A 24,006-nucleotide genomic window follows, 5' to 3' on the forward strand; every position below is an offset into this window, starting at 1 on the left:
GGCCTGCGCGGATGTCGTATCGACCAGACCGCATTACCCTGGTCGGTACGGGCGCAGCCGGACGGTGCGAAACGGTCCACTACCGCCCGTGGGGTCTCCGAGGGGACTCCCGGGCGGTAGTGTCGTTTCCGCGGACCGGAGAGTGGCATGGTGCAGATGGTTGACGAGGACGGCGCCGTCGATCCCTGGCGCCGGCGGGCCCGCCGCGGCCGCCGCCAGATGCCGCTCTGGCAGGAGCTGCCGCTGCTGCTGATCGTGGCGTTCTGCCTCGCGGTGCTGATCCGGACGTTCCTGCTCCAGGCGTTCTTCATCCCCTCCGGGTCGATGGAGGACACGCTGCTCGTCGGTGACCGGGTGCTCGTCAACAAGGTCGTCTACGACGTCCGGGATCCGATCCGCGGCGAGGTGGTGGTGTTCCGGGGCACCGACCGCTGGGTCGCCCAGGAGGCGCCCGCGCCGCCGACGAACTTCGCCGGCCGGGTCGGCCGCACGCTCGGTGACCTGGTGGGCGTCAGCCGCCCGGGCGAGAAGGACTTCATCAAGCGCGTCATCGGCGTACCGGGCGACAAGGTCTGGTGCTGCGACGACGGCCGGGTGGTGGTCAACGGGGTGCCGCTGGACGAGACGGCGTACGTCTCCGAGGACTCCCCGGTCGAGCTGCCACCCAATCCCAAGGAGTGCCGGTCCCGGCAGTTCACCGAGGTGGTGGTGCCGCCGGGGCAGATCTTCGTGATGGGTGACCACCGGCTGGTCTCGCAGGACGCCCGATGTCAGGGACCGGTGCCGATCGAGAACGTGGTCGGCCGCGCCTTCATGATCGTCTGGCCCTCGCAGCGGTGGACGAGTCTGCCCGTACCGGAGACCTTCGCGAGCGTGCCGCGCGCGGACGCCGCGGCGGCGCCGGGGCCGGTGCCGGTGGATCCCGACCCGGTCGGCGGCGTCGTCCTGATCCTCCCGGTCGCGGCGACGCTCACCGTTCTGGCGGGTTCGGGGCGACCGCGGCGTACCCGGCGACGTAGGCTCCACCCGTGATCGACGAGCAGACCGAGAAGCCCCGCAGCTCCTTCTGGAAGGAGCTGCCCATCCTCCTGGGCGTGGCGATCCTGGTCGCGGTGCTGGTGCGTGCCTTCGTGCTGCAGACCTTCTTCATCCCGTCGCCGTCCATGGAGAACACCCTCAAGATCGACGATCGGGTGCTTGTCAACAAGCTGGTCTACGACTTCCGCTCGCCGCACCGGGGTGAGGTCATCGTCTTCAAGGCGCCCACCGAATGGAGCGGCAACCCCGACGGCGAGGACTTCATCAAGCGGGTCATCGGCGTCGGCGGCGATCACGTGGTCTGCTGCGACCGCACCGGCGGCCAGGAGCGGCTGGTCATCAACGGCAAGCCGATCGACGAGCCGTTCGTCTTCCCCGGCAACAAGCCCGCCGACCAGGACTTCGACATCACCGTGCCGAAGGGGCGCCTGTGGGTCATGGGTGACCACCGGGAGGCGTCCGGCGACTCGCTGGAGCACTGGCAGCAGTCGGGCGAGGACATCAACGTCGCCACCATCCCCGAGGGCGAGGTCGTCGGCCGGGCCTTCACCATCTTCTGGCCGGTCAGCCGCGCGACCTGGCTCAGCGTTCCGAAGCAGTTCGACGGGATCCCCAATCCCTGAGCAGGCCCGCGCCACGCTGCGGCACGCCGGCCCGGCGCCGGCGGCGGGAGGGCGTGGTCGTTCGTCGCAGGCGTCTGGCAGGCTGGTGCGGTGACCGTCTACACCCCTCGTCGCGCGGCCCGGGTGCTGCTGGTCGACGCGTCCGACCGGGTGCTGCTCTTCGAGGGCAGTGATCCGGCCCGGCCGGGTCACCGCTACTGGTTCACCCCCGGCGGAGGGCTGGAGCCGGGGGAGTCCCCGGCCGACGGCGCCATTCGGGAGCTGGCCGAGGAGACCGGCCTGCGGCTGGCCCCGGCCGAGCTGGGCACGCCGGTCTGGTCGGACACGGTCGAGTTCCCCTTCGACGGGGTCTGGTACCGCCAGGAGCAGCAGTTCTACCTGGTCCGGGTGACGGTCTGGGACGTCGACACCGCGGGTTTCAACGACGTCGAACGGGCGAGCGTGCACGGGCACCGCTGGTGGCCGGTCACCGAGCTGGCCGCCACCGCCGAGCGCTACTACCCGCCGGACCTGCCCGGCCGGCTCGGCGCCGTGCTCGCGGGAGGCGCCGCATGCTGACCCCGCCGCGCACCGTGGTCCGCCGCGACGGCGGCCTGTACGCGCTGGAGCGCGCCCTGCAACGGCGTGGCTTCCGGCACGTGGCGGGCGCCGACGAGGCCGGCCGGGGCGCCTGCGCCGGGCCGCTGGTGGCCGCCGCCGCGATCCTGCCCGAGGGCCGGCGCGGCGAGATCGACGAGCTGGCCGACTCGAAGCTGCTCACCCCCGCCGCCCGCGAGCGCGTCTACGACGAGGTGGTGGCACGGGCCCTGGCGTACGCCGTGGTGGTCATCCCGGCCGAGGAGGTCGACGCCCGCGGGCTGCACGTGTGCAACCTCGCCGCGATGCGCCGGGCGCTCGCCTCGCTCACCACCCGCCCGGAGTACGTGCTGACCGACGGCTTCGGCGTCGACGGGCTGGACGTGCCGGGCCTGGCGGTCTGGAAGGGTGACCGGGTGGCCGCGTGTGTCGCGGCGGCGAGCGTGCTCGCCAAGGTCACCCGGGACCGGATGATGGTGGAACTGGACGGGCGGTTCCCCGGCTACGGCTTCGCCGAGCACAAGGGCTACATCACCGCCGAGCACAGCGCCGCCCTGCGCGCGCTCGGGCCCTGCCGGGAACACCGCTTCTCGTACGTGAACGTGGCCGCCGTCTCCGGACGGGACGGCCGGCCTCCCCGCGCCCGCCGACCGGTGGGCGCCGACGCGGCGTCGCCCGAGCCCGCGGCCGGGCTGCCGGGTCTCGGGCCCGGAGCGTTCGCCGGCCGCCCGGACGATCCGATGGGGCACTGCGGCGCGTCAGGGGGTACCGTCGGCGTGGCGTTGGGCGAGCAGCCGCGACCTCCGGCGTCGGTGGGGGAAGATGTGGTCATGGAAGGCGGAGTGCGATGAGCGCGGAAGATCTCGAGAAGTACGAGACCGAGATGGAGCTGCAGCTCTACCGGGAGTACCGGGACATCGTCCGCCAGTTCTCCTACGTGGTGGAGACCGAGCGCCGTTTCTACCTGGCCAACCAGGTCGACCTGCACGTGCGCAACTCCGACGGCGAGGTCTACTTCGAGGTCGAGATGCACGACGCCTGGGTGTGGGACATGTACCGCCCTGCCCGTTTCGTCAAGAATGTGCGAGTAATGACGTTCAAGGACGTCAATGTGGAAGAGCTTGAAAAGCCCGACATCTCGCTTCCCGCAGATTCCGGATTCGGGAGCTGACCGGAGGCGGCTGAACGCCCCCCGATCACTCCGCCGGCACGACCACCTCGACCCGCTGCACCAGGTTGTTCGCGAACCCGCCCCGGTTCCACGGCTGCTCGACCGGCTGGGTACGCCCCGACGCGTCGGTCGCCCGGGCGCCGAGCACGTACCGCCCCGGCGTCGCCGTCCAGTTCACCGACCAGCGGCGCCACGCCCACTCGCCTCCGGCCGGCTCGTCCAGGACCGCCGCTGTCCACGTCCCACCGCCGTCAGTCGTCACCTCGACCGAGGTCACCGGCGCGTGGCCGGACCAGGCCCGGCCGTCCAGAGTGCACGGACCGGGCCGCAGCACCCGGATGCGGGACATGAAATCCGGGAACCCGGGCGGACGTACCAGCGCACGCGGCTCGATCCGGGTCACCGGCACACCCGGGTCGTCGGCGTCGCGCCGCAGCCGGTAGGCCACCGCGTTCTGGTAGCCGTCGAACGGCTCGGTCGCCACGGTGATGTCGCGCAGCCACTTCACGTGCGCCATGCCGTACCAGCCGGGCACGATCAGGCGCAGCGGCGCGCCGTGCTGCGGCAGCAGGGGAGCGCCGTTCATCTCGTACGCCAGCAGCACCTCCTCGCGCAGCGCGTCGGCGACCGGCAGCGCCCGCTGGTAGTCCTGCTCGACGCCGCGCTCCACTCCGTGGTCCGCGCCGGTGAACACCACGCCCACCGCGTCGCCGGACAGGCCGGCCTCACGCAGCAGCGGTGCCAGCGGCGTACCGGTCCACTCGGCGTTGCCCACCGCCTCCACCAGCCAGGGCTGGCTGACCGGACGGGGACGCAGCAGCGCCCGGCCGTTGCCGGCGCACTCCAACGTCACGCGGTGGGTCACCCGGGGCCGGTCGCGCAGCGCCGCCAGGTCCAGCCGCAGTGGACGCTCGACCGCGCCGGACACGTTCAGCGTGTGCGCGGCCGGGTCGACGTCGGGGATGTCGTAGTGGATGAGCAGGTAGTGCAGGCCCGCCGGGGTCACGTCGTAACGCAGCGCCTCCAGCGGGATGCCGTGGTTACGCGCGGCGAGCTGAAGCTCCTCGGCGCTGATCGCCTCGTCCGGCCCGGCCACCCGCGAGGGCCGGCTGACGTCGTCCACAGTGGTCACGGCTGCTCCGTCCGCTCCAGCACGTCATAGCCCACGAACGTGAACATCCGTACCCCCGGCGCCAGCGGGCGGGGCGTGCCGGTGAAGCGGTGCGCACCGACGCCCACACCCTCGGCCGGGCTGTTCACCGCGACCGGCTCGAAGCCCTCCTCGGCGAACCACTCACAGATGACCGGCACCAGGTCCGGCTCGCGCCGGTGCCGCGTCCACAGCACCGTGCCGCCGGTGGCGCAGAGCGAGGCGCAGTGCCGCACCGTGGCCCGGATGTCGTCGTCGCTGATGTTGCCGAAGATGCCGCAGGCCAGCACCAGGTCCGCCGGGGCCAGATCGGCGTAGCGGTCGGTCAGCGAGGCGTCAGCGGTCACCACCTCCACGCCGGTGAGCCCCGCGTCGGCGGCGGCGCGGCGGGCCGGATCGGCGTTGCGCGGATCCAGCTCGACCAGGCGGGCGGTCACGTCGGCGCCCCGGGGATGGGCGGCCAGCACCGGGATCAGGTCGCGGCCCTGGCCCGCGCAGAGACTCAGCGCGCGCAGCGGCCCGGGCGGCGCCGCATCGAGGGCGTCGGCGACACGCTGCCGCACCTCGGCGAGCCGCCGGGCCAGTGCGGACTCGGGCTGGTCGTAGTCGCTGTGCCAGGCGTACCAGTCCTTCGTCACCCGGCCAGCATAGGCGTCCCGGCCGTAGCAGATCGGCCCCGATCTCGGCGCTCGTCCACAGTCGGTGCGTCGTCCACAGGGCGGACGGGTGGGGTGCGCGGGAGGGTGCCCGGGGTGGGCAGGGTGGTCGCGTGCGTTCCTCGATCTCACCCGCCGTGGTCTTGTTCCTCGTCGTCTGCCTGCCGGGGCCCTCCGCGTCTTCCCGGGCGACGCTGCCGGCCTCGGTCGGGCCGTTGTCGGGGTTACCTGCGGGTGCCCCGGCTTCTGGTCCTTCGGCGGCGGACGGCTCGGCTGCGGGACGTCGGGGTGCGTCCGGCGGGCGGTTCCGGTGGCCGCTGCCGGGCGCGCCCCGGGTGGTGCGGCGCTTCGACCCGCCGCCGCAGCCCTGGCTGTCCGGGCACCGGGGCGTCGACCTCGCCGCCGCGCCGGGCGCGCCGGTGCTGGCGGCCGGCGCCGGGACCGTCCTGTTCGCCGGCACCGTCGCCGGCCGGCCGGTGCTCACCGTCGGCCATTCCGGCGGGCTGCGCACCACATACGAACCGGTCCGCCCCGGGCTCACCGCCGGTACCCCTGTGGACGCCGGCACGCCGGTCGGCGACCTGCTCGCCGGGCATCAGGGCTGCGCCGAGGCGGCCTGCCTGCACTGGGGACTGCGACGCGACGCGGAGTACCTCGATCCGCTGGCCCTGCTCGGGCTCGGCCGGGTCCGGCTGCTCCCGCTGCACCCCGTCCCCGCCGGGTGATCGACTGTGTCGCTCAGCCCTGGGCGAGCAGCGTGGGCAGCCGGACGGCCAGCCGGTCGTACTCGTCGGGGGTGTTGTAGACCTGCCCGCACAACCGCAGGTAGCCGCGCCCGTTCCAGCCGGCGATCGACACCTCGGCGGCGAGCCGGTCCGCGATCCGGGCCCGCAGCTCCCGGGCCGCGTCCAGCGTCGTCGCGACACCGGGCGGCAGCGGCACGAGCCGCATGGCGACCGCCGGTCCGCCGGGCTCCGGCAGCCGCTCCGGCGCCACACCGAGCGCGTCCCCGACGACCCGTTGCCCGTACGCGGCCAGCGCCGCGTTGTGCGCGCGTACCCGGTCCACGCCGAGGCTGCGCAACGTGAACAGGCCCACCGGCGCGGCCAGCCAGCCGGTGTAGTCGAGCGTCGCCTGCCACTCGACCCGGATCGGGAAGCCGCTGTCCTGCTCCCACGAGACGACGAGCGGCTGGATCCTCTCCCGCCACTGCGGCGCCACCACGAGCACTGCGGTGCCGCGTGGCGCGTACGCCCATTTGTGCAGGTTGCCGACCCAGAAGTCGGCGCCCACCGACGCGACGGTGGCCGGCAGCATGCCGGGTGCGTGCGCGGCGTCCACCAGGACCGGCACGCCCTGTTCCCGGGCCACCGCGACGATCGCCGCGGCGGGGAACAGCCGTGCGGTCGGCGAGGTGAGCTGGTCGACGATCAGCAGCCTGGTACGCCCGGGGCGCAGCCCGCTGCGGACGATCTCGACCACCTCCTCGTCGGTGGCGGTCAGCGGCACCGGCAGGGTGCGGGACACCGCCCCGGTGCGGGCGCACTCCCGGGCGACCGACAGGGCCACCGCCCCGTACCCGTGGTCGGTGGTCACGATCTCGTCGCCGGGGCGCAGCGCCAGCGACTGCAACACCACCGCCGCTGCGGCGGTGACGTTGCCGACGAGCGCGGTGTTGCCCGGATCGGCGCCGAGGAACGTGGCCAGGTGCCGGCGGGCGTGGGCGATCCGGTCGACCAGGCCCTGCGTGAAGAACCGCAGCGGGTTGGCCTCCATCTCGTCGCGCAGGCGCTGCTGGGCGCGCTGCACGGCGATCGGTACGGCGCCGAACGCGCCGTGGTTGAGGTGGCTGACGGAGGGATCGAGGGAGAAGAGCAGCCGAGCCCCGGGAATCGGCTCGGGTGGCTGCGGCACCGTCATCCGTCGATCCTAGCCCGGGATGGATCATGCGCTGCCCGGATTCGGCGGTCAGGCGCGGGGGTGGGCCTGGCGGTACGCGGCGCGGAGCCGCTCGACCGAGACGTGCGTGTAGATCTGGGTGCTGGCGAGCGACGAGTGCCCCAGCAGCTCCTGCACGGCGCGCAGGTCCGCGCCCCCTTCGAGCAGGTGCGTCGCTGCGGAGTGGCGCAGCCCGTGCGGCGTGACCCGTGGTACCCCGGCGGCACCGGCCCACCCGGACACGATCCGCCGCGCGGTGGTCGGGTTGAGCCGCCCGCCCCGGGCTCCGAGCAGTAGTGCCCGGCCCGAGCCCGGGGTCAGCAGAGCAGGCCGGCCGTCGCGCAGCCAGGCGTCGAGCGCCCGCTGGGCCGGCACTCCGTAGGGCACCGACCGTTCCCGCCCGCCCTTGCCCAGCACGCGTACCACCCGGCGGGCCTGGTCGACGTCGGTGACGTTGAGGCCGCACGCCTCGCTGACGCGTACCCCGGTGCCGTAGAGCAGTTCGAGCAGCAGCCGGTCGCGCAGCAGCACCGCGCCGGCCGGTCCGTCGCCGGCCGGTTCGGCGGACGCCGGCTCGGCGACCGTTCCGTGGTCGTCTCCGAGTCCTACGCCGTCGGGGTGGGCCGTCGGGGGGTCGGCCTCGGCCGGGCCCGGGTGCTGCCGCGACGGGGCCTCCACGAGAGCGGCGGCCTGGTCGGCCCGCAGCACGGTGGGCAGTTCCCGCCGTGCGCGAGGGCTGGCCAGCGGCGCGGCGAGGTCGTCGGCGAGCAGGCCGGTCCGGTGCGCCCAGGCGCTGAACGTCCGGGCCGCCGCGGCGCGTCGCGCCATCGTCGTCCGGGCCGCACCCATGGTCCGCTGCTTCGCCAGCCAGCTGCGCACCACGGCGAGGTCCAGCTCCGGCAGTTCGGCGCAGCCCATCCGGACGGCGTGGTCCAGCAGCGACACGAGATCCGTGACGTACGCCCGGACGGTGTGGACGGAGCGGTTGCGGACCCGCGACAGGTGGTCGGCGAAGTCGTCCACCGCCTCGCGCATCGAGGCAGGCAGTTCCTCGTGTGCGTCCCGGGTGCCGCGCTGCCGCTTGCTCACCGGTGCACCCGGTCCTGGCGCACACGGTCGCGGCGGCGAGAGCGGACGGCGATCACCGCTCCAGCGTAAGGCCGGAGCGCTGCCGTTCGCCGTGCCGTTGCTCTCGTCCTCGCGGTGGGCACGTGGGTTGTGCCGTCCGCCACGTCGCCCGCGTCCTTCCGGCGTGGGATACGTGACGACGCGCTGAGCGGGGTGGCAGAGGCCGGTCTGGACAGGGGAAACTCATGCTGCGGCACGCTCCGGTGCGGCGACCGGCGGGCAGCGTGGCCGGGCCGGCCCCGACGGAGGGTCGATCCGGCCGCGATCAGGCCAGTGCGTCCCCGTGACGGTGACGCCGGTACGAGGAGGCCGAGAGTGGGAGTGGACGCCGTCCTCTACCGGCAGATATCGGCGGGCACCGGTCGTCGTCGGCCCGCGTACGTCTCGATCGAGGCCGTGGCGGATCCGCAGGACGTGCTGCTCGACCTGCTCAGGCGTGTCCGGGGCGGTGGGCGGACCCCGCTGCTGGACCGCGTCGACCCGCTCGGCGAGCTGACAGTGGGCGCCGAGCGGATGCCGCAACTGCTCGCCGAGCTGCGGTGCCTGGCCGAGGTGGCCGGGGCGCCGGTGGAGGTCGACCACGTGCACCGGCTGGCCCGGCTCGTCCGCCGATGTGCCGAGGGCCGCAACGCCGAGATCCGGTTCGAGGGCGACTGACGCGTTCACGAGCGGTCGACCGGTGGTGGCGGTGCGAGCGCGTAGCCGTCGTCGCGGCGTACCACCATCGCCAGTTCCTCCAGCATGGACAGTTTGCGCATGGCGGTGCGCAGGTCCACGCCCGCCCGCGCCGCGACGCTCTCCACGTCGAGGGCCCGGCGGCGGGGCAGCGCCTCCAGCACCTGGGTGGCCTCCTCGTCGAGCCGGTCCCGGGGGCGTTCGGGCGCCCGGGCGGGCGGGGCCAGGTCGTACCCGATGCGTCCCACCTCCTCCAGCACGTGCGCGACGTTCGCGACCAGCCGGGCCTCCGGCCGCTCCCGCAGCACCTCGTGCCCACCGACCGACATCGCTGAGGTCACCGGACCGGGCACCACCATCGCCGGGCGGCGCAGGCCGAGCGCCCGGTTGAGCGTCTGGGTGGCGCCGCTGCGGGCGGCGGCCTCGACGAGGACCGTGCCGTTCGTCGCCGCCGCGATGACCCGGTTGCGGATGAGGAACCGGGGCCGCAGCGGCTCCGCGCCCGGAATCCATTCGCTCACCAGCAGGCCGGTCTCGGCGATCCGGTCGAACAGCGCGGCGTTGCCCATCGGGTACGGGCGGTCCACCCCGCAGGCGAGCACGGCGACGGTGCGCCCGCCCGCCGTCAGCGCCCCGCGATGCGCGGCGGCGTCGATGCCGAACGCCCCACCGGACACGACTGTCCACTCCCGGTCGGCCAGGCCGTAGCCCAGCTCGGTGGCGATGTGCGCACCGTAGGGGGTGGCGGCACGCGCGCCGACGACCGCCACCGAGCGCGCCAGCGCCTCACCGAGCGGCCACGCTCCGCGTACCCAGAAACAGAGCGGCGGATCGGTCTCCACGTCGACCCGCCGGGTGGCGCCGGAGAGCGCCAGCAGGCGCAGGTCGCCGACCTGGGTGGGCCATTCGTCGTCGTCCGGGGTGACCAGCCGGGCCCCGAGCCGTTCGCCGCGGGCCAGCGCGTCGGCGGCGACCGCCCGGGCGTCACCGGCGGCGCCGCGCGCCGCGACGGCCGACCGCAGCGTCCGCTCCGGTGCCCCGCCGGACAGCAGCAGATCGAGTGCCGCGACCGGGCCGAGCCGCTCGACCAGGGCGTATACCGACCGGGTGCCGGGTTCGGCGAGCCAGGTGAGCGCTACCCGCGCCAACCGGCGGTCGTCGGCGCTCACGCGACCTCTCCCGTCCGGAGCTGGATGGCCTCCGCCACGTCGTCGTGGGCGGGCCGGTCCCGCCCGTCCAGGTCCGCGATGGTCCAGGCGAGGCGGAGTACGCGGTCGTAGCCGCGCGCGGACAGCGAACCGGTGTCGAGCCGGCGGCGCAGATCCGTGGTGACCCGGGCGGGCAGGTGCCACGGCGGCCGGCGCAGGTACGGGCCGGGGACGTCGGCGTTCACCCGGTGCCCGGTGGCCGTCCAGCGCTCGGCGGCGGCGTGCCGCGCGGCGACCACCCGGGCGGCGACGGTGGTCGAGGACTCCTGAGCGGCGTCGGTGCGCAGTAGCTCCGCCGCGCGTACCGCCTTCAGCCGGACCTGCACGTCCACCCGGTCGAGCAGCGGACCCGACAGCCGCCCCAGGTAGCGTCGCCGGGCCAGCGGCGGGCACTCGCAGTCGACGTCACCGGAGGGTTTCGCGCAGGGGCAGGGGTTCGCCGCCAGCACCAGTTGGGTGCGGGCCGGGTACTCGGTGCCGCCCCGGGTACGCGCCACCCGCACCCGGCCGTTCTCCAGCGGCTGCCGCAACGCCTCCAGCGCGCCCTTGCTGAACTCGGGCGCCTCGTCCATGAACAGGACCCCGCGGTGGGCGAGCGACACCGCGCCGGGCCGGGCCAGCCCGGAACCGCCTCCGACGAGTGCGGGCACCGTGGCGGTGTGGTGCGGCGCCTGGAACGGGGGACGGCGCAGCAGCCCGCCGCCGGGTGGCAGCAGGCCGGCGATCGAGTGCAGCGCGGTCACCTCCAGGGCTGCCTCGTCGTCCAGCGCGGGCAGGATCGACGGCAGCCGCTCGGCGAGCATGGTCTTGCCGGCGCCGGGTGGGCCGAACAGCGCGAGGTGGTGGCCACCGGCGGCGGCGATCTCCAAAGCGCGCCGTCCGAGCGGTTGCCCGGCCACATCGGCCAGGTCGGGCCCGGCCGTGCCGCCGGCCGGGACGTGGGCGGGCGGGGCGAGCAGCGGGCTGCCGTCGCGGACGTGGGCGACGAGCCGGTGCAGCGTGTCGACCGCGTGCACGCGTACGCCCGGGATGACTGCCGCCTCGGCGGCGTTGCCGGCGGGTACGACGACGCGGGTGTGCCCGGCGCGGGCGGCGGCGGCGACCATCGGCAGCGTGCCGCGGACAGGGCGTACCGCGCCGTCGAGGCCGAGTTCACCGAGCACGACAGTGGCGTCCAGGGCGACCGGCGGCAGCTCGCCCGAGCCGGCCAGGACGGCGAGCGCGATGGCGAGGTCGAACGCCGAGCCGTACTTCGGCAGGGTCGCGGGGAGCAGGTTGAGGGTGATGCGCCGGTTGGGCCACTTCTGGCCCGAGTTGACGATCGCGGCGCGGACCCGGTCGCGCGCCTCGTGCAGCGCGGTGTCCGGCAGGCCGGAGATGATCACGGCGGGCAGTCCGGGAGCCAGGTCGGCCTCGACCTCGACGAGATGGCCGGCGACTCCGGCCAGGCCGACGCTCAGCACTTTCGCGTACCCCATGTCAGAACGCGCCGCGGAGGTGCTCGACGCGGGCGGGGCCGGTGAGCGGGAGCCGGACGGAGAGCACGTCGAAGCGGACCTCGTCGGCGGTGGTGCCGGTCTCGGCGAGCCAGCGCGCGGCCAGGCCGCGCAGCCGGCGGGCCTTGGCCCGCACGACGGCCTCGGCGGGGGAGCCGAACTGCTCGGTGCGGCGGGTCTTCACCTCGCAGATGGCGAGGACCGGGCCCTCCCAGGCGATGATGTCGATCTCGCCCTCGGGGCAGCGCCAGTTGCGGGCGACCGGGCGCAGGCCCGTCTCGATCAGGTGCCGTAGCGCGCACCGCTCGCCGTACGCCCCGACGGCTCGGTTCCGGTTCGTCATGCCGGCCAGGATGCGACCGGACGCCACCGTCACGGGTGACGCGGATCGGTTGCCTGTGGACAAGGTGCCGCCTGTGGACGGAACGACGATCATGAGCCCGATCTGCTACGGAGCGGCACGTCCCCTGCCGGGACGTCGCGCCGATCTTCACGCCGTCGGCTACTGAGCGTGTTTTGTCGGCGACCCGGCGATTTCGACGCTGACCTGGGCCGATCCGCGGGAGGCCCGAATGGCGTCGCTGGTGCCCGTCGCATACCGTGCCGGTCGTGGACGGACGACGCAGCTATTCCGAGGATGAGCAGGGGTCGCGATGGGGCGACCGGGGATACGAGTCGGACTGGCGCGCCGCGGGCGAGCCCCGCTACCGCGACGACGACTACCGCACGCCCGAGCAGCGCGCCGGTGAGAACCGGTACGCCGAGCCGGGCCGGTACTCCGCCGCCGATCCGCTGGTGGACGACACGAGCAGCTGGCGGTCGCAGCGTCCGGACGACCCGGAGGTCTCCGGTGAGCTGCCCGGGTCGCGCGCCGGCCGTCGCGCGGCACGCGAGTCGGCGGCCGACCCGCTCGCCGCGGTGTCCCGCAGCGGCGTCGACGCGCTCGGCACCGCCGCGCACGGCAACCCGCTGTCGAGCACGCTCGGTACGCCGGCGACCGCCCCGCTGACCGGCGCCGCACCGGCCGGTGCCGACCCGTACGGCCTCATCGCCCACGGCAGCGACCCGGCGGGCGGCGTGGGCGTCGACGCCCGGAGCGCTGCCGCCGGCGTCGAGAAGCCCCGGCTCAGCCCGATCGGCGGCTACCCGGTCGTCGAGCCGGCGCCCGGTGCCGACGGCGGGGCCGAATCGGCCGCCGCGGCACGGCTGAATCCCGGCGAGGCCACTCCGCTGCGGATCGGCGAGCGTCCGGGTGGTCCGGCCCAGCCGGCGGCGACCCCGAACCCGCTGGAGATGCCGACCGGCCCGATGCCGGCACTCATGCCCCGACCGGACGGTCCGCCGCCCGGTGACGGCGTCTACCGGACCCGGCGCCCCGCGCTGGCGGTGCTGCTGGCGGTGATGGTGCTGGTGCTGGAGGTGCCGGCGGTGCGGGTGTTGCTGCACGGCCTGTTCGGTGACCCGGTGTCGACGTCGCACGTCGTGGTGGGCATCTTCCTGGTGGTCGGCCTGCCGATCTTCGGCACCGGCCTGTACGGGCTGCGTACCGGCGGGCTGGCGCTCGCCGACGGCAGCCGGGGCTGGCTGCGCCCGCCGACCGCCTACCTGACCGTCGGGCTGGTCCTCTTCCTCGCCGCCGCCCTCGCGGCGGGATGAGCGGTTGACCGACCGCTGAGCCAGTACGCCGGAGTGGCGGTGTCACCGACAGGTTGACACCGCCACTTCGCCGTACCTGCGTCGATCAAGCCGGCCTCCCGCACCCGGGGGCCGGGCAGCGGAGAGGGCGCGTACACTGGTCGACTGGCGACCGCCTCGCGCGGTCGACCTCGCGTGCCCTCTCCACGGTCTCCTCCGTGGGGCGACGGCCTCCCTGGTCCCGGTCTGACGTACCGGGCCCACCCTGGCCGGCGATCGGGCGCCAGGCGTCCGGCCGCCGGCTGGACGGACAACCAGGGACAACGTAGGAGTAACCCACCATGGCCGTCGTGACCATGCGTCAGCTGCTGGAAAGCGGTGTGCACTTCGGGCACCAGACCCGCCGCTGGAACCCGAAGATGAAGCGCTTCATCTTCACCGAGCGCAACGGTATCTACATCATCGACCTGCGCCAGACGCTCGACTACATCGAGAAGGCGTACGAGTTCGTCCGCACCACCGTCGCCGGTGGCGGCAGCATCCTGTTCGTCGGCACCAAGAAGCAGGCCCAGGAGGCCATCGCCGAGCAGGCGACCCGGGTCGGCCAGCCGTACGTCAACCACCGCTGGCTCGGCGGCATGCTGACCAACTTCCAGACCGTGTACAAGCGGCTGCAGCGGATGAAGGAGCTGGAGGCCCTGGGTGACCTGAGCGGCACCGCCGCCGGTTACACCAAGAAGGAGACGCTCCAGCTCTCCCGCGAGAAGATCAAGCTCACCAAGACCCTCGGTGGTCTGCGGGACATGCAGAAGCTCCCGGCCGCGGTCTGGATCGTCGACACCAAGAAGGAGCACATCGCCGTCGACGAGGCCCGCAAGCTGGGCATCCCGGTGATCGCGGTGCTCGACACCAACTGCGACCCGGACGAGGTCGACTTCCCGATCCCGGGCAACGACGACGCCATCCGCTCGGCCGAGCTGCTGACCAAGGTCGTGGCCGCCGCCGTCGCCGACGGCCTGATCGCCCGTTCCGGCCGTAACCGGGGCGCGGACGAGAAGCCCGAGGCCGGCCAGGTCGGCGCCGACGAGCCGCTGGCCGAGTGGGAGCGCGAGCTGCTCGAGGAGCCGAAGAAGGCCGACGAGCAGCCCGCCGCCGCCGCTGCCGCCGAGCCGGCCGCGCCGGCCGCCGAGCAGCCGGCGACCGCCTCCGCGGAGTGATCTCGCCGTCGCGTCCCCACCGTCCGGGTTCCCGGCGGTGGGGACGTGACGGGTACGCCGGGCAGAACCGGCCCGGAACCGGGTAACCAGCACCCCAGACCACCTCACTGACACCGAAGAGAGAGTCATGTCCAACTTCACCGCCGCGGACGTCAAGAAGCTCCGCGACCTCACCGGCGCCGGCATGATGGACTCCAAGAAGGCGCTGACCGAGGCCGAGGGCCACTTCGACAAGGCCGTCGAGATCCTGCGCGTCAAGGGCGCCAAGGACGTCGGCAAGCGGGCCGGGCGCACCGCCGCCAACGGTCTGATCGCCCACTCCGGCCAGGCGCTGCTCGAGCTCAACTGCGAGACCGACTTCGTCGCCAAGAACGACGCCTTCATCGCGCTGGCCCAGCAGCTGGTCGAGCACGGCGTGGCCAGCGGCGCCACCAACGCCGAGGAGCTGCTCGCCAGCAGCATCGACGGCAAGAGCGTGGCCGACCTGATCCAGGAGCAGTCCGCCAAGATCGGCGAGAAGCTGGTGCTCAACCGCTTCGCCAAGCTGGACGGCACCACCGCGGTCTACATGCACCGCAAGAGCCAGGACCTGCCCCCGGCGGTCGGCGTGCTGGTCGAGTTCACCGGCAAGTCGGACGAGGCGGCGGACGCCGACGCGCGCGCCGTGGCCATGCAGATCGCCGCGATGCGGCCGAAGTTCCTCACCCGCGACGAGGTGCCGGCCGAGACCGTCGAGTCCGAGCGGCGCATCGCCGAGCAGACCGCCCGCGAGGAGAACAAGCCCGAGGCGGCGCTGCCGAAGATCGTCGAGGGCCGGGTCAACGCCTTCTTCAAGGACTTCGTCCTGCTGGAGCAGGCGTCGGTCGCCGACAACAAGAAGACCGTCAAGCAGGTGCTGGCCGACGCCGGCATCGAGGTGACCCGCTTCCTGCGGTTCGAGGTCGGCCAGGCCTGAGCCGCCGCACCGGGCCGGACGGCCCGGGGCACAGGGGAGAACGTCGACGAGGAGGCCGCCGGTGTACGCGACAGGCACCGCGGCCTCCTCGTCACATAGGGTCGGCAGGGGCACGTACGCGACGCTCGCGCGATGCGCGGGGAGAAGGGGCGGGGCGGATGACGCAGGTTGTGAGTGACCGGAGCCTGGCGGCGGAGGACCCGACCGCCCCTCCGCCCGGTCGGTCCCGCCGGGTGGTGCTGAAGCTCTCCGGTGAGGTCTTCGGCGGCGGCGCGATCGGCGTCGACCCCGACGTCGTACAGGGCATCGCCCGCCAGATCGCCACCGTGGTACGCCGCGGCGTGCAGGTGTCGGTGGTGGTCGGCGGCGGCAACTTCTTCCGCGGCGCCGAGCTGCAGAAGCGCGGCATGGACCGGGCCCGCGCCGACTACATGGGCATGCTCGGCACGGTCATGAACTGCCTGGCCCTCCAGGACTTCCTGGAGAAGGAGGGCATCGAGACCCGGGTGCAGAGCGCCATCACGATGGCCCAGGTCGCCGAGCCGTACATCCCGCTGCGCGCGATCCGCCACCTGGAGAAGGGCCGCGTGGTCATCTTCGGCGCGGGTGCCGGCATGCCGTACTTCTCCACCGACACGGTCGCCGCCCAGCGGGCGCTGGAGATCCGCGCGGACGTGGTGCTGATGAGCAAGAACGGCGTGGACGCGGTCTACACCGCCGACCCCCGGATCGACCCGACCGCGAGCAAGCTCGACTCGATCACCTTCTCCGAGGTGCTGCGCCGTAACCTGCGGGTGGCCGACGCCGCCGCGTTCAGCCTCTGCATGGAGAACGGCCTGCCGATGCTGGTCTTCGGCGCCCAGGGCGACGACACCATCGTCCGGGCCGTCGGCGGCGAGAAGATCGGCACCCTGATCACCGCCTGACCGGCCCGCCGGACCGGCAGCGGTCCCTCTGCCACGGCAGCACCCGCACCACACACGACGAGCGACAGAAGGAGGCGAGGAGACCGGTGATCGACGACACCCTCCTCGAGGCGGAGGAGAAGATGGAGCGTGCCATCGAGCACGCCAAGGAGGAGTTCGGCGGCATCCGTACCGGACGCGCCAACGCCGCCATGTTCTCCCGGATCGTCATCGACTACTACGGCAGCCCGACCCCGCTGCCGCAGATGGCGTCCATCGCGGTGCCCGAGCCGCGCATGGTGATCATCAAGCCGTACGACAACTCGCAGCTGGGCGCCATGGAGAAGGCGATCCGCGACTCGGACCTCGGGGCCAACCCGAACAACGAGGGCAACCAGCTCCGCATCGTCCTGCCGCAGATGACCGAGGAGCGGCGCCGCGACATGATCAAGGTCGCCCGGCAGAAGGGCGAGGAGGCCAAGGTCGCCGTCCGCAACATCCGCCGCAAGGCCAAGGAGGAGCTGGACCGCCTGGTCAAGGACGGCGAGGTCGGCGAGGACGAGGGCCGGCGCGCGGAGAAGGAGCTGGACGACCTGACCCAGCGCTTCGTCGCCAGCGTCGACGAGCTGGTCAAGCACAAGGAGAGCGAGCTGCTCGAGGTCTGAGCACCCGCGTACCTCGCACGGCACCGCGCGCCGTCGCCCGCCCGGGCGGCGGCCCGGTGCCGTCGTCGTGCCCGGCGGCGCACACCCTCGGGGCCGCGACGGGTGCAGTAGGCTCGGCACGATTCCCGACCACCACGGGGTGAACGGCGGGAGTCGCCCGGCCGTCGGTCGGTAAACAGGAAGTCTCACGCCGGTAGGGGATGGTCTTGGTCTTGCGTCATGTGGTGGCTCTCGTACCGGCTGCCGGTGCGTGATGTCCCACCCCGACCCCTACGGCAACACCGAGTCGCGTGGCTGGGACCGCCCGGCCGCTCCGGCCCTGCCCTGGCCGGACACCGACCTGGAGCCCGGCCCCTGGCGACCCGGCCCGGCCGCGCACACCCACCCCGCCGAGCCGGACACCCACGCCCGCCCCGGCGCCGGTCCGGACACGTATGCGGGATCTGACACCTACGCCGGTCCGGACACCTACGCCGGGCCGTACCCGACGAACTCCCGGCACCACGACGGCCCGGGCCGCTACGACGGACCGCCGGCCGGCGACCGCGGCCGGCCCGCCGGGCCGGACCACGACGGTCCGTGGGGTGAGCCCGCCCGCGACGACGAGTACCCGACCGCGCAGATCGCGCCGGTGCGCGACGAGCCCACCGAGCAGATCCCGGCGGTACGCGACGAGCCCGCCTCGGAGCCGCCGGCCGGCCGCCGCGGGCCCGGACGCCGGCGGGCGAGCGCCGAGCGCCCGCCGACCACCGTTCCGAAGACGTCCCGGGCGGGGCGCAACCTGCCGGCCGCGATCGGTGTCGGGGTGGCCCTCGGCGCGGCGGTCGTGGTGCCGCTGTTCTTCTTCATGCCGGCGTTCCTCGCCGTGCTCGCGACCGCCGTGGGGATCGGCATCTGGGAGATGGCCCGCGCGGTACGCCGTAGCGGCGCCCACCCGCCGCTGGCGCCGCTCGTCGCCGGTGGCGTGATCACCGTGGGCCTGGCCTGGTACGCGGGCCCCGACGCGCTCTGCCTCGGCCTGCTGGTCACGGTGCTGGGCACGATGATCTGGCGGCTGGGCGACGGGCCCGGCAACTACCAGCGCGACCTGACCGCGGCCACCCTGATCGCGGTGTACGTGCCGTTCCTCGCCGGGTTCGCGGCGATGCTCGCGGCGGCACCTGGTGACGGGCACCTGCGGGTGCTGGTGACGCTGGCGGCGGTGGTGCTCTCCGACACCGGCGGGTACGCCGCGGGCGTGTCGTTCGGCAAGCACCCGATGGCGCCCACGATCAGCCCGAAGAAGTCCTGGGAGGGCTTCGCCGGCTCGGTGACCGCCGCGGCGGCGGGCAGCGCGGCGCTGCTGTGGGCGTTGTTCGACGTGGCCCCCTGGTGGGGTGCGCTGTTCGGGATGGCGATCTCGGTCTCGGCGGTGCTCGGTGACCTCGCCGAGTCGATGATCAAGCGGGATCTCGGCGTCAAGGACATGAGCAACCTGCTGCCCGGGCACGGCGGCCTGATGGACCGGCTCGACTCGATCCTGTTCGCCGTCCCGGTGGCGTACCTGCTGCTCGCCGTCTTCGTCCCGGTGGTGAACTGAGGCATGCGTCACGGCGGCGACCCGCTGCGGGCCGGGTGGCCGGGGGCGATTCGACACGTACGGACGGGTGCGTCCGGGCGGGAGCGTGTCAGACTGGACGCGCCATGACGAGTCTTCCGCTGATCTCCGTAGACCCCGACGCCCGCGGCCGCCGGCCCGCGATGCCTCCCCGCCACCTCGCCGACCTGGACCTGCCGGGCCGCCAGGCGCTCGTCACCGAGCTGGGTGAGCCCGCGTTCCGCGCCAAGCAGGTCTCCAACCACTACTTCGGCCGCCTGGTGCGCGACGCGGAGCGGATGACCGACCTGCCGGCGGCGACCCGGGAGCGGCTGGCGGGTGAGCTGCTGCCCACGCTGCTCACCCCGGTCCGTGAGCTGGCCTGCGACGACGGCGCGACCCGCAAGGCGCTCTGGCGGCTGCACGACGGCTCGCTGGTGGAGAGCGTGCTGATGGGCTACCCGGACCGGGTGACCGTCTGCATCTCCAGCCAGGCCGGCTGCGGCATGGCCTGCCCGTTCTGTGCCACCGGCCAGGCCGGGCTGACCCGCAACCTGTCCACCGCCGAGATCGTCGACCAGGCGGTCTACCTGGCCGGGGTGGCCGCCTCCGGCGCCGTGGCCGGGTCCCCGCCGCGGCTGTCGCACGTGGTGTTCATGGGCATGGGCGAGCCGCTCGCGAACTACTCGCGGGTGGTGGCGGCGATCCGCCGGCTGGTCGCCCCGGCACCGGAGGGACTGGGCCTGTCGCAGCGGCACATCACCGTCTCGACCGTCGGTCTGGTGCCGGCGATCCGCCGACTGGCCAGCGAAGACCTCTCGGTGACCCTTGCGCTGTCGCTGCACGCCCCCGATGATGAGCTGCGCGACGAACTCGTCCCGGTCAACCAGCGCTGGAAGGTGTCCGAGGTGCTGGACGCGGCGTGGGACTACGCGGCCACGACGGGGCGTCGCGTGTCCATCGAATACGCGATGATCAAGGACGTGAACGATCAGCCGTGGAGAGCCGATCTGCTCGGGCGGCTACTGGCCGGCAAGCTGGCCCACGTGAACCTGATCCCGCTCAACCCGACTCCGGGCAGCCGCTGGGACGCCAGCCCGAAGCCGGTCGAGCGGGAGTTCGTCCGGCGGTTGCGCGACGCCGGGGTGTCGACCACGGTGCGCGACACCCGGGGACGCGAGATCGACGGGGCCTGTGGGCAGCTCGCCGCCGCCGGGGACACGGACGGCGACTCACGCGCGGCAACGGCGTAGCGGTACGAGACCAGGAGACATAGTGGCGAGTCAGGGTCAGCGTTTCCGGCGTAAGGCGCTCCGCCGGGGCTACAAGGTCGACGAGGTCGACGCCTTCCTGGACCGGGTCGAGGCGACACTCGACGGCCAGCCGATCGGCGCGCCCGTGGCCTCCCAGGAGGTCCACGACGTCGTCTTCCGGGTCCGGTTCAACGGCTACGACGAGTGGCAGGTCGACCTGCACCTCGACCGGGTCGAGCGACAGCTCGCCGAGCTGGAGGAGCGCGGTGGCGCGCCGGCCGGGCGCGGTGGCGACCCCCGGATGGCCGACCGGCTCGGCCCGCCGATGCGCGACGACCGGGGCATGTCGCCGGTGCCGCAGCCGCCGATGCCGCCCCGGCAGATGCCCGCCCAGCCCGGCCCGCCCGCCGACCGGTACGGCAACCGCTACGACGAGCCGACCGGCGCGTTCGCCGGTGGCTACGACGGTCCGCGCGGTGGCTACGACGGCCCCCGCGGCCCGGGTGGCCCCGGCCCGATGGGCCCGGGCGCGCCGATGGGGCACGGCGGCCCGCCGCCGCGCGGCCTGCCGCCCGGCCCGGGCGGTTACGGTCCGCCGGACAACGGCCCCGGCGGCTACGGCCCGCCGGACAACGGTCCCGGGGGGTACGGTCCCCCGGACAGCGGCCCCGGCGGGTACGGCCAGGAGGAGCGCTTCGACGGGTTCGAGGCCGGTCGGCGTGCCCGTGCCGACATGACCGCAGAGATCCGCATGCCCGAGCGTGAGCTGCGTGGCCGTGGTCCCGGTGGCCCGCCGGCGCTTCCGCAGCAGGGTTACGGCGCACCGGAGCCCGGCTACGGCCCGCCGGAGCAGGGTTACGGGCCGCCGGACCAGGGCTACGGTCCGGGCCCCTCGATGACCGGCCCGCCGCTCGTGAGCCCGCCGGTCGCCGGTCCGCCGATGGTGGGGCCGCCGATGGCCGGCCCGCCCGGCAGTGACCTGCACCGGGTCGACCAGATCCGGCGCAGCTTCCAGGTCCGGCGGTTCGGCAGCGGGTACGACCCGGACCAGGTCGACCGGTTCTTCGAGACGCTGCTCGGCGGCATGCAGGGGCGCAACCCGATGCCGGTGAACCCGAAGGAACTCGACACGCTGCGCTTCGGGCTGGTGCCCGGTGGCTACTTCGAGGCCGAGGTCGACGCGGCGCTCAAGGACGTGCAGGACATCCTGCTCGGCCGCTGACCCCGCCTCCCGAGACGACGAAGGGCCCGCCCCCCGGTGAGGGGGCGGGCCCTTCGCGCACTACCGTGGGCGCCGCGCGTCAGGACCGCAGGCCGTTGCGGCGCAGCACGGCGTCGCCGATGACGATGGCGATCAGCAGTCCGGCGATCCCGAACAGCCAGATGTGCTCCACCCGGCCCTCCTCGATCCCGCAGAGCGCCATCAGAACCAAAGCCACCGCCGACAGCACCGCACCGATCCGTCCGGACTTGCGGTGTCCGGGCTTGTGCTGATCTGGCGCGGTTACCGGCTCGTCTCCTGCCACTGTCGGTCCTTCCCTCGCGATCGGATCTCCGATCAGTCTGGCACGGCCCCAACCGGGCCCGGCGCAGGGTCCGACCTCCTGTGCCGGGGATGACCCGGGCGGGCGACAGCGGGCGGGCGGTGCGGCCCGGGTCGTTGGTCCCGTACCGGTGGGGGCGGATGGCCACTACCGGCGTCGCGGGACGGCGAGCACACTGCCTCCGGTAGCGTCTTGACGTACACCTTGATGCCTTTTTGAGGAGGACTGCGGTGCGAGTGACCGGTACGGGGCATGCCAGCATGCGGATCGACACGGCCGCGGGCAGCATCCTGTGCGACCCGTGGGTCAACCCCGCCTACTTCGCCTCGTGGTTCCCCTTCCCGGACAACTCCCTGCTCGACTGGGCGACCCTCGGCCAGGTCGACTACCTGTACGTGTCGCACCTGCACCGGGACCACTTCGACGCGAAGCACCTGCGGGACTTCGTGTCGAAGGACGCCACCGTCCTGCTGCCCGAGTTCCCCACCTCGGAGATGGAGGACGAGTTCCGGGAGCTGGGCTTCACCAAGTTCCTCAAGGCCCCGAACGAGCAGGTCGTGGAGCTACCCGGCGGCCTGAAGATCATGATTCAGGCGCTGACCAGCCCGACCGACGGCCCGATCGGCGACTCGTCGCTCTGGGTCGAGTACGACGGCGTGCGGCTGCTCAACCAGAACGACGCCCGCCCGACCGACCTGAGCGTGTTCGCCGAGCTGGGCCACGTGCACGCGCACATGCTCCAGTTCTCCGGCGCGATCTGGTACCCGATGGTCTACGAGCTGCCGCAGGCGGCGAAGACCGCGTTCGGCAAGCAGAAGCGGGACCGGCAGTTCGACCGCACCTGGCGCTACATCGACGACCTGAAGGCCGACCACGTCTTCCCGATCGCCGGCCCGCCGTGCTTCCTCGACGACGCGCTGTGGCAGTTCAACGACATCTTCGGCGACGAGGGCAACATCTTCCCCGACCAGTCGGTGTTCCTCGCCGAGTACGCCAAGGTCGGCGGCACCAACGGCATCGTGCTGCTGCCGGGCAGCGTCTCGGAGATCACCACCGAGGGCGCGACCACCACGCACCCGGTGCCGGTGGAGGAGTTCTTCGCGAACAAGGTCGCCCACTTGGAGGAGATGCGGGAGCGCAAGCGCGGCGTCATCGAGGCCGAGAAGGCGTCCTGGCGGCACCCCGAGGTCGACGTGCTCGGCGAGATGAAGCGCCGGATCGAGCCGCTGCTCGACGAGTCGATCTACCTGGCCAAGGGCGTCGGCGGGCCGGTCCGTTTCGACCTGGTCGGCTACGACGGTTCCGAGGTCGAGTCGATCGTGGTGGACTTCCCGGGCAAGGAGGTCCGGCCGTACGCGGACGAGAAGGTCCGCTACCGGTTCCGTACCGAGCGGGCGCTGATCGAGCACCTGCTGCACATCGGCGAGGTGGACTGGGTCAACTCCCTCTTCCTGTCCTGCCGTTTCTCCGCGGCCCGCATCGGCCAGTACAACGAGTTCGTCTACGCCTTCTTCAAGTGCCTGTCCGAGGAGCGTCTCCAGTACGCCGAGGGCTGGTACGACGAGCACGAGCGGGCCGTCGACGCCGAGGACATCACGCTCGACGGCTGGGTGGTGCAGCGGCGCTGCCCGCACCTGAAGGCGGACCTGAGCCGGTTCGGCATCGTCGACGGCGACCAGCTCACCTGCCAGCTGCACGGCTGGAAGTTCGACCTGGCCAGCGGACGCTGCCTGACCAGCGTCGGACACAAGATCCGCGCGCATCGCGCCGACGCGGAGACCTCGGCGCCGGCCGTCTGACGGTTTCGCCCCGCACGCCGCCCCCGGCACGCGACCATCGGTCGGGAGGGGGGCGGCGTGACGGGTGCGGACAGGGAACCGGCGTACCGGTTCGGGCGCGGCAACGAGATGGCGCGCGATGCCTCCCGGGTGGAGGCCTTCAGCGACGCGGTGATTGCCATCGTGCTCACCCTGATGGCCGTCGAGCTGCTGTCGTTCGACCCGGACACACCGCAGGACGACGGGCTGCCGGCCGCGCTGCTGCACGAGTGGCGCGCCTACCTGGCGTACGTGATCACGTTCGCCATCGTCGGCCAGGTCTGGCTGACCCACCACAACATGTGGCGTTACGTCCGCCGGGTCGACCAGATGCTGCTGGTGCTGAACCTGCTGCTGCTGATGTTCGTGGCGGCGATCCCGTTCACCGCCGACCTGCTCGCGGACAACCTGCGCGGCACCGTCGGCGACCAGCGGCTGACCGCCGCGCTGTACGCGGGCGTGGTGCTCGGTGAGGCGCTGTTCTTCAACCTGAGCTGGTGGTGGGCGCGCCGCCGCGGGCTGCTGCAACCGGGCCTGGACCCGAGGCTGGCGCGGGCGGTGGCCCGCCGGTTCCGCCTCGGTCCGCTGCTCTACCTGATCGCGTTCGCGATCGTGTTCGTCGACCCGGTGCTGAGCCTGCTGGCGTACCTGCTGCTTGTCGGCGTCTATCTGGTGCGCGGGCCGGGCGACCTCCCGCCCGCCGGTCAGGAGTCGCCCGAGACGCCGTGAGCGTTTGTTAAGAGGTCCTAACTTTTTGAGGGTGGGCGTAACCGACTGGAT

Annotated in this window: 24 protein-coding genes and 1 pseudogene; 17 read left to right on the top strand and 8 right to left on the bottom strand. The window is 73.3% G+C overall.

The window, feature by feature from the left end; all coding sequences use genetic code 11:
* The first annotated feature begins 147 nt into the window (after positions 1-147).
* The 5 genes from lepB (ACPCK6_RS17735) (at position 148) to ACPCK6_RS17755 (ending at position 3,408) form a co-directional block, all read left to right on the top strand.
* Complete coding sequence (gene lepB, locus ACPCK6_RS17735; RefSeq protein ID WP_396880299.1) at positions 148-1,032, top strand: signal peptidase I; 885 nt, start codon at positions 148-150, stop codon at positions 1,030-1,032.
* Positions 1,029-1,661: a signal peptidase I gene (lepB, locus tag ACPCK6_RS17740; RefSeq protein WP_318332897.1), complete on the top strand. Its 633-nt coding sequence runs from the start codon at positions 1,029-1,031 to the stop codon at positions 1,659-1,661. Before lepB (ACPCK6_RS17735) ends, lepB (ACPCK6_RS17740) begins: the two co-directional genes overlap by 4 nt.
* Before the next feature lie 90 nt (positions 1,662-1,751).
* Entirely contained in the window at positions 1,752-2,219 is a 468-nt protein-coding gene (locus ACPCK6_RS17745) for an NUDIX hydrolase (protein WP_423481663.1), read from the top strand.
* Entirely contained in the window at positions 2,213-3,088 is an 876-nt protein-coding gene (locus ACPCK6_RS17750; RefSeq protein WP_423481664.1) for a ribonuclease HII, read from the top strand. Before ACPCK6_RS17745 ends, ACPCK6_RS17750 begins: the two co-directional genes overlap by 7 nt.
* Positions 3,085-3,408 carry a DUF2469 domain-containing protein gene (locus ACPCK6_RS17755; protein WP_011905215.1) on the top strand — a complete coding sequence of 108 codons (324 nt, stop codon included), beginning with the start codon at positions 3,085-3,087 and terminating at the stop codon, positions 3,406-3,408. Before ACPCK6_RS17750 ends, ACPCK6_RS17755 begins: the two co-directional genes overlap by 4 nt.
* A gap of 25 nt (positions 3,409-3,433) precedes the next feature.
* Here the strand turns inward: ACPCK6_RS17755 and ACPCK6_RS17760 are convergent, their stop codons facing one another.
* Both ACPCK6_RS17760 and ACPCK6_RS17765 read right to left on the bottom strand, forming a co-directional pair.
* On the bottom strand, positions 3,434-4,540 hold the full coding sequence (locus ACPCK6_RS17760) for a sulfite oxidase (RefSeq protein WP_423481665.1): 1,107 nt from the start codon (positions 4,538-4,540) through the stop codon (positions 3,434-3,436).
* Positions 4,537-5,196, bottom strand: coding sequence for a methyltransferase (locus ACPCK6_RS17765; protein WP_396880303.1), 660 nt, complete (start codon positions 5,194-5,196; stop codon positions 4,537-4,539). The genes ACPCK6_RS17760 and ACPCK6_RS17765 overlap by 4 nt, the downstream gene beginning before the upstream one ends.
* Before the next feature lie 320 nt (positions 5,197-5,516).
* Here ACPCK6_RS17765 and ACPCK6_RS17770 point away from each other — a divergent pair.
* Positions 5,517-5,939, top strand: a pseudogene (locus ACPCK6_RS17770) (murein hydrolase activator EnvC family protein); the annotation flags it as partial.
* A 13-nt stretch (positions 5,940-5,952) separates the two neighbouring features.
* Here ACPCK6_RS17770 and ACPCK6_RS17775 read toward each other — a convergent pair.
* Together ACPCK6_RS17775 and ACPCK6_RS17780 are read right to left on the bottom strand one after the other, a co-directional pair.
* Complete coding sequence (locus tag ACPCK6_RS17775; RefSeq protein WP_423481666.1) at positions 5,953-7,134, bottom strand: aminotransferase class V-fold PLP-dependent enzyme; 1,182 nt, start codon at positions 7,132-7,134, stop codon at positions 5,953-5,955.
* Between the two features lie 48 nt (positions 7,135-7,182).
* The gene (locus ACPCK6_RS17780) at positions 7,183-8,187 is read right to left on the bottom strand and encodes a tyrosine recombinase XerC (protein ID WP_423481672.1); all 1,005 of its coding nucleotides are present in this window, start codon (positions 8,185-8,187) and stop codon (positions 7,183-7,185) included.
* A gap of 408 nt (positions 8,188-8,595) precedes the next feature.
* Between ACPCK6_RS17780 and ACPCK6_RS17785 the strand changes: the two genes are divergently transcribed.
* A complete protein-coding gene (locus tag ACPCK6_RS17785; protein ID WP_396880305.1) occupies positions 8,596-8,937 on the top strand; it encodes a hypothetical protein in 342 nt (113 codons plus the stop codon).
* A gap of 5 nt (positions 8,938-8,942) precedes the next feature.
* Here ACPCK6_RS17785 and ACPCK6_RS17790 read toward each other — a convergent pair whose 3' ends face one another.
* Genes ACPCK6_RS17790 through ACPCK6_RS17800 form a run of 3 tightly spaced genes read right to left on the bottom strand, consistent with a single transcriptional unit; the run spans position 8,943 to position 12,002 of the window.
* Complete coding sequence (locus ACPCK6_RS17790) at positions 8,943-10,124, bottom strand: DNA-processing protein DprA (protein ID WP_423481667.1); 1,182 nt, start codon at positions 10,122-10,124, stop codon at positions 8,943-8,945.
* A complete protein-coding gene (locus ACPCK6_RS17795) occupies positions 10,121-11,641 on the bottom strand; it encodes a YifB family Mg chelatase-like AAA ATPase (RefSeq protein WP_423481668.1) in 1,521 nt (506 codons plus the stop codon). The genes ACPCK6_RS17790 and ACPCK6_RS17795 overlap by 4 nt, the downstream gene beginning before the upstream one ends.
* A 1-nt stretch (position 11,642) precedes the next feature.
* Positions 11,643-12,002 (bottom strand): YraN family protein, encoded by a 360-nt coding sequence (locus ACPCK6_RS17800; protein ID WP_073830500.1) that lies wholly within the window; start codon positions 12,000-12,002, stop codon positions 11,643-11,645.
* Between the two features lie 257 nt (positions 12,003-12,259).
* Between ACPCK6_RS17800 and ACPCK6_RS17805 the strand changes: the two genes are divergently transcribed.
* The 8 genes from ACPCK6_RS17805 to ACPCK6_RS17840 all read left to right on the top strand — a co-directional run bounded on the left by ACPCK6_RS17805 (position 12,260) and on the right by ACPCK6_RS17840 (position 21,087).
* Entirely contained in the window at positions 12,260-13,315 is a 1,056-nt protein-coding gene (locus ACPCK6_RS17805) for a hypothetical protein (RefSeq protein WP_423481669.1), read from the top strand.
* 320 nt (positions 13,316-13,635) lie between these two features.
* Complete coding sequence (gene rpsB / locus ACPCK6_RS17810) at positions 13,636-14,511, top strand: 30S ribosomal protein S2 (RefSeq protein WP_396880309.1); 876 nt, start codon at positions 13,636-13,638, stop codon at positions 14,509-14,511.
* A gap of 127 nt (positions 14,512-14,638) precedes the next feature.
* Positions 14,639-15,466 (top strand): translation elongation factor Ts, encoded by an 828-nt coding sequence (tsf, locus tag ACPCK6_RS17815; protein ID WP_423481670.1) that lies wholly within the window; start codon positions 14,639-14,641, stop codon positions 15,464-15,466.
* A gap of 158 nt (positions 15,467-15,624) precedes the next feature.
* On the top strand, positions 15,625-16,392 hold the full coding sequence (gene pyrH / locus ACPCK6_RS17820) for a UMP kinase (RefSeq protein ID WP_013284607.1): 768 nt from the start codon (positions 15,625-15,627) through the stop codon (positions 16,390-16,392).
* Positions 16,393-16,478: 86 nt separating this feature from the next.
* On the top strand, positions 16,479-17,036 hold the full coding sequence (frr, locus tag ACPCK6_RS17825) for a ribosome recycling factor (protein WP_318332909.1): 558 nt from the start codon (positions 16,479-16,481) through the stop codon (positions 17,034-17,036).
* Between the two features lie 253 nt (positions 17,037-17,289).
* Complete coding sequence (locus ACPCK6_RS17830; RefSeq protein ID WP_423481671.1) at positions 17,290-18,615, top strand: phosphatidate cytidylyltransferase; 1,326 nt, start codon at positions 17,290-17,292, stop codon at positions 18,613-18,615.
* 104 nt (positions 18,616-18,719) lie between these two features.
* The gene (rlmN, locus tag ACPCK6_RS17835; protein ID WP_262014804.1) at positions 18,720-19,865 is read left to right on the top strand and encodes a dual-specificity RNA methyltransferase RlmN; all 1,146 of its coding nucleotides are present in this window, start codon (positions 18,720-18,722) and stop codon (positions 19,863-19,865) included.
* A gap of 22 nt (positions 19,866-19,887) precedes the next feature.
* A complete protein-coding gene (locus ACPCK6_RS17840; RefSeq protein WP_396880312.1) occupies positions 19,888-21,087 on the top strand; it encodes a DivIVA domain-containing protein in 1,200 nt (399 codons plus the stop codon).
* A gap of 79 nt (positions 21,088-21,166) precedes the next feature.
* Here the strand turns inward: ACPCK6_RS17840 and ACPCK6_RS17845 are convergent, their stop codons facing one another.
* On the bottom strand, positions 21,167-21,391 hold the full coding sequence (locus ACPCK6_RS17845; protein WP_013284612.1) for a hypothetical protein: 225 nt from the start codon (positions 21,389-21,391) through the stop codon (positions 21,167-21,169).
* A 248-nt stretch (positions 21,392-21,639) separates the two neighbouring features.
* On the opposite strand from ACPCK6_RS17845, the gene ACPCK6_RS17850 reads away from it, so the two are divergent.
* Together ACPCK6_RS17850 and ACPCK6_RS17855 are read left to right on the top strand one after the other, a co-directional pair.
* Positions 21,640-23,208 carry a Rieske 2Fe-2S domain-containing protein gene (locus tag ACPCK6_RS17850; RefSeq protein WP_396880313.1) on the top strand — a complete coding sequence of 523 codons (1,569 nt, stop codon included), beginning with the start codon at positions 21,640-21,642 and terminating at the stop codon, positions 23,206-23,208.
* A 108-nt stretch (positions 23,209-23,316) separates the two neighbouring features.
* Positions 23,317-23,955 (top strand): TMEM175 family protein, encoded by a 639-nt coding sequence (locus tag ACPCK6_RS17855; RefSeq protein ID WP_396880414.1) that lies wholly within the window; start codon positions 23,317-23,319, stop codon positions 23,953-23,955.
* Positions 23,956-24,006 lie beyond the last annotated feature (51 nt).

Origin of the sequence: Micromonospora sp. AB353 (assembly GCF_049538395.1) — a bacterium.
Classification (GTDB): domain Bacteria; phylum Actinomycetota; class Actinomycetes; order Mycobacteriales; family Micromonosporaceae; genus Micromonospora; species Micromonospora aurantiaca.

What these genes read in the sequence shown, in the direction of transcription:
- ACPCK6_RS17795 (WP_423481668.1), bottom strand. Translation starts at nt 11,641, where the DNA reads ATGGGGTACGCGAAAGTGCTGAGCGTCGGCCTGGCCGGAGTCGCCGGC.
- lepB (WP_396880299.1), top strand. Translation starts at nt 148, where the DNA reads ATGGTGCAGATGGTTGACGAGGACGGCGCCGTCGATCCCTGGCGCCGG.
- ACPCK6_RS17800 (WP_073830500.1), bottom strand. Translation starts at nt 12,002, where the DNA reads ATGACGAACCGGAACCGAGCCGTCGGGGCGTACGGCGAGCGGTGCGCG.
- ACPCK6_RS17780 (WP_423481672.1), bottom strand. Translation starts at nt 8,187, where the DNA reads ATGCGCGAGGCGGTGGACGACTTCGCCGACCACCTGTCGCGGGTCCGC.
- ACPCK6_RS17775 (WP_423481666.1), bottom strand. Translation starts at nt 7,134, where the DNA reads ATGACGGTGCCGCAGCCACCCGAGCCGATTCCCGGGGCTCGGCTGCTC.
- rpsB (WP_396880309.1), top strand. Translation starts at nt 13,636, where the DNA reads ATGGCCGTCGTGACCATGCGTCAGCTGCTGGAAAGCGGTGTGCACTTC.
- ACPCK6_RS17755 (WP_011905215.1), top strand. Translation starts at nt 3,085, where the DNA reads ATGAGCGCGGAAGATCTCGAGAAGTACGAGACCGAGATGGAGCTGCAG.
- pyrH (WP_013284607.1), top strand. Translation starts at nt 15,625, where the DNA reads ATGACGCAGGTTGTGAGTGACCGGAGCCTGGCGGCGGAGGACCCGACC.
- ACPCK6_RS17855 (WP_396880414.1), top strand. Translation starts at nt 23,317, where the DNA reads ATGGCGCGCGATGCCTCCCGGGTGGAGGCCTTCAGCGACGCGGTGATT.
- tsf (WP_423481670.1), top strand. Translation starts at nt 14,639, where the DNA reads ATGTCCAACTTCACCGCCGCGGACGTCAAGAAGCTCCGCGACCTCACC.
- rlmN (WP_262014804.1), top strand. Translation starts at nt 18,720, where the DNA reads ATGACGAGTCTTCCGCTGATCTCCGTAGACCCCGACGCCCGCGGCCGC.
- ACPCK6_RS17750 (WP_423481664.1), top strand. Translation starts at nt 2,213, where the DNA reads ATGCTGACCCCGCCGCGCACCGTGGTCCGCCGCGACGGCGGCCTGTAC.
- ACPCK6_RS17830 (WP_423481671.1), top strand. Translation starts at nt 17,290, where the DNA reads ATGTCCCACCCCGACCCCTACGGCAACACCGAGTCGCGTGGCTGGGAC.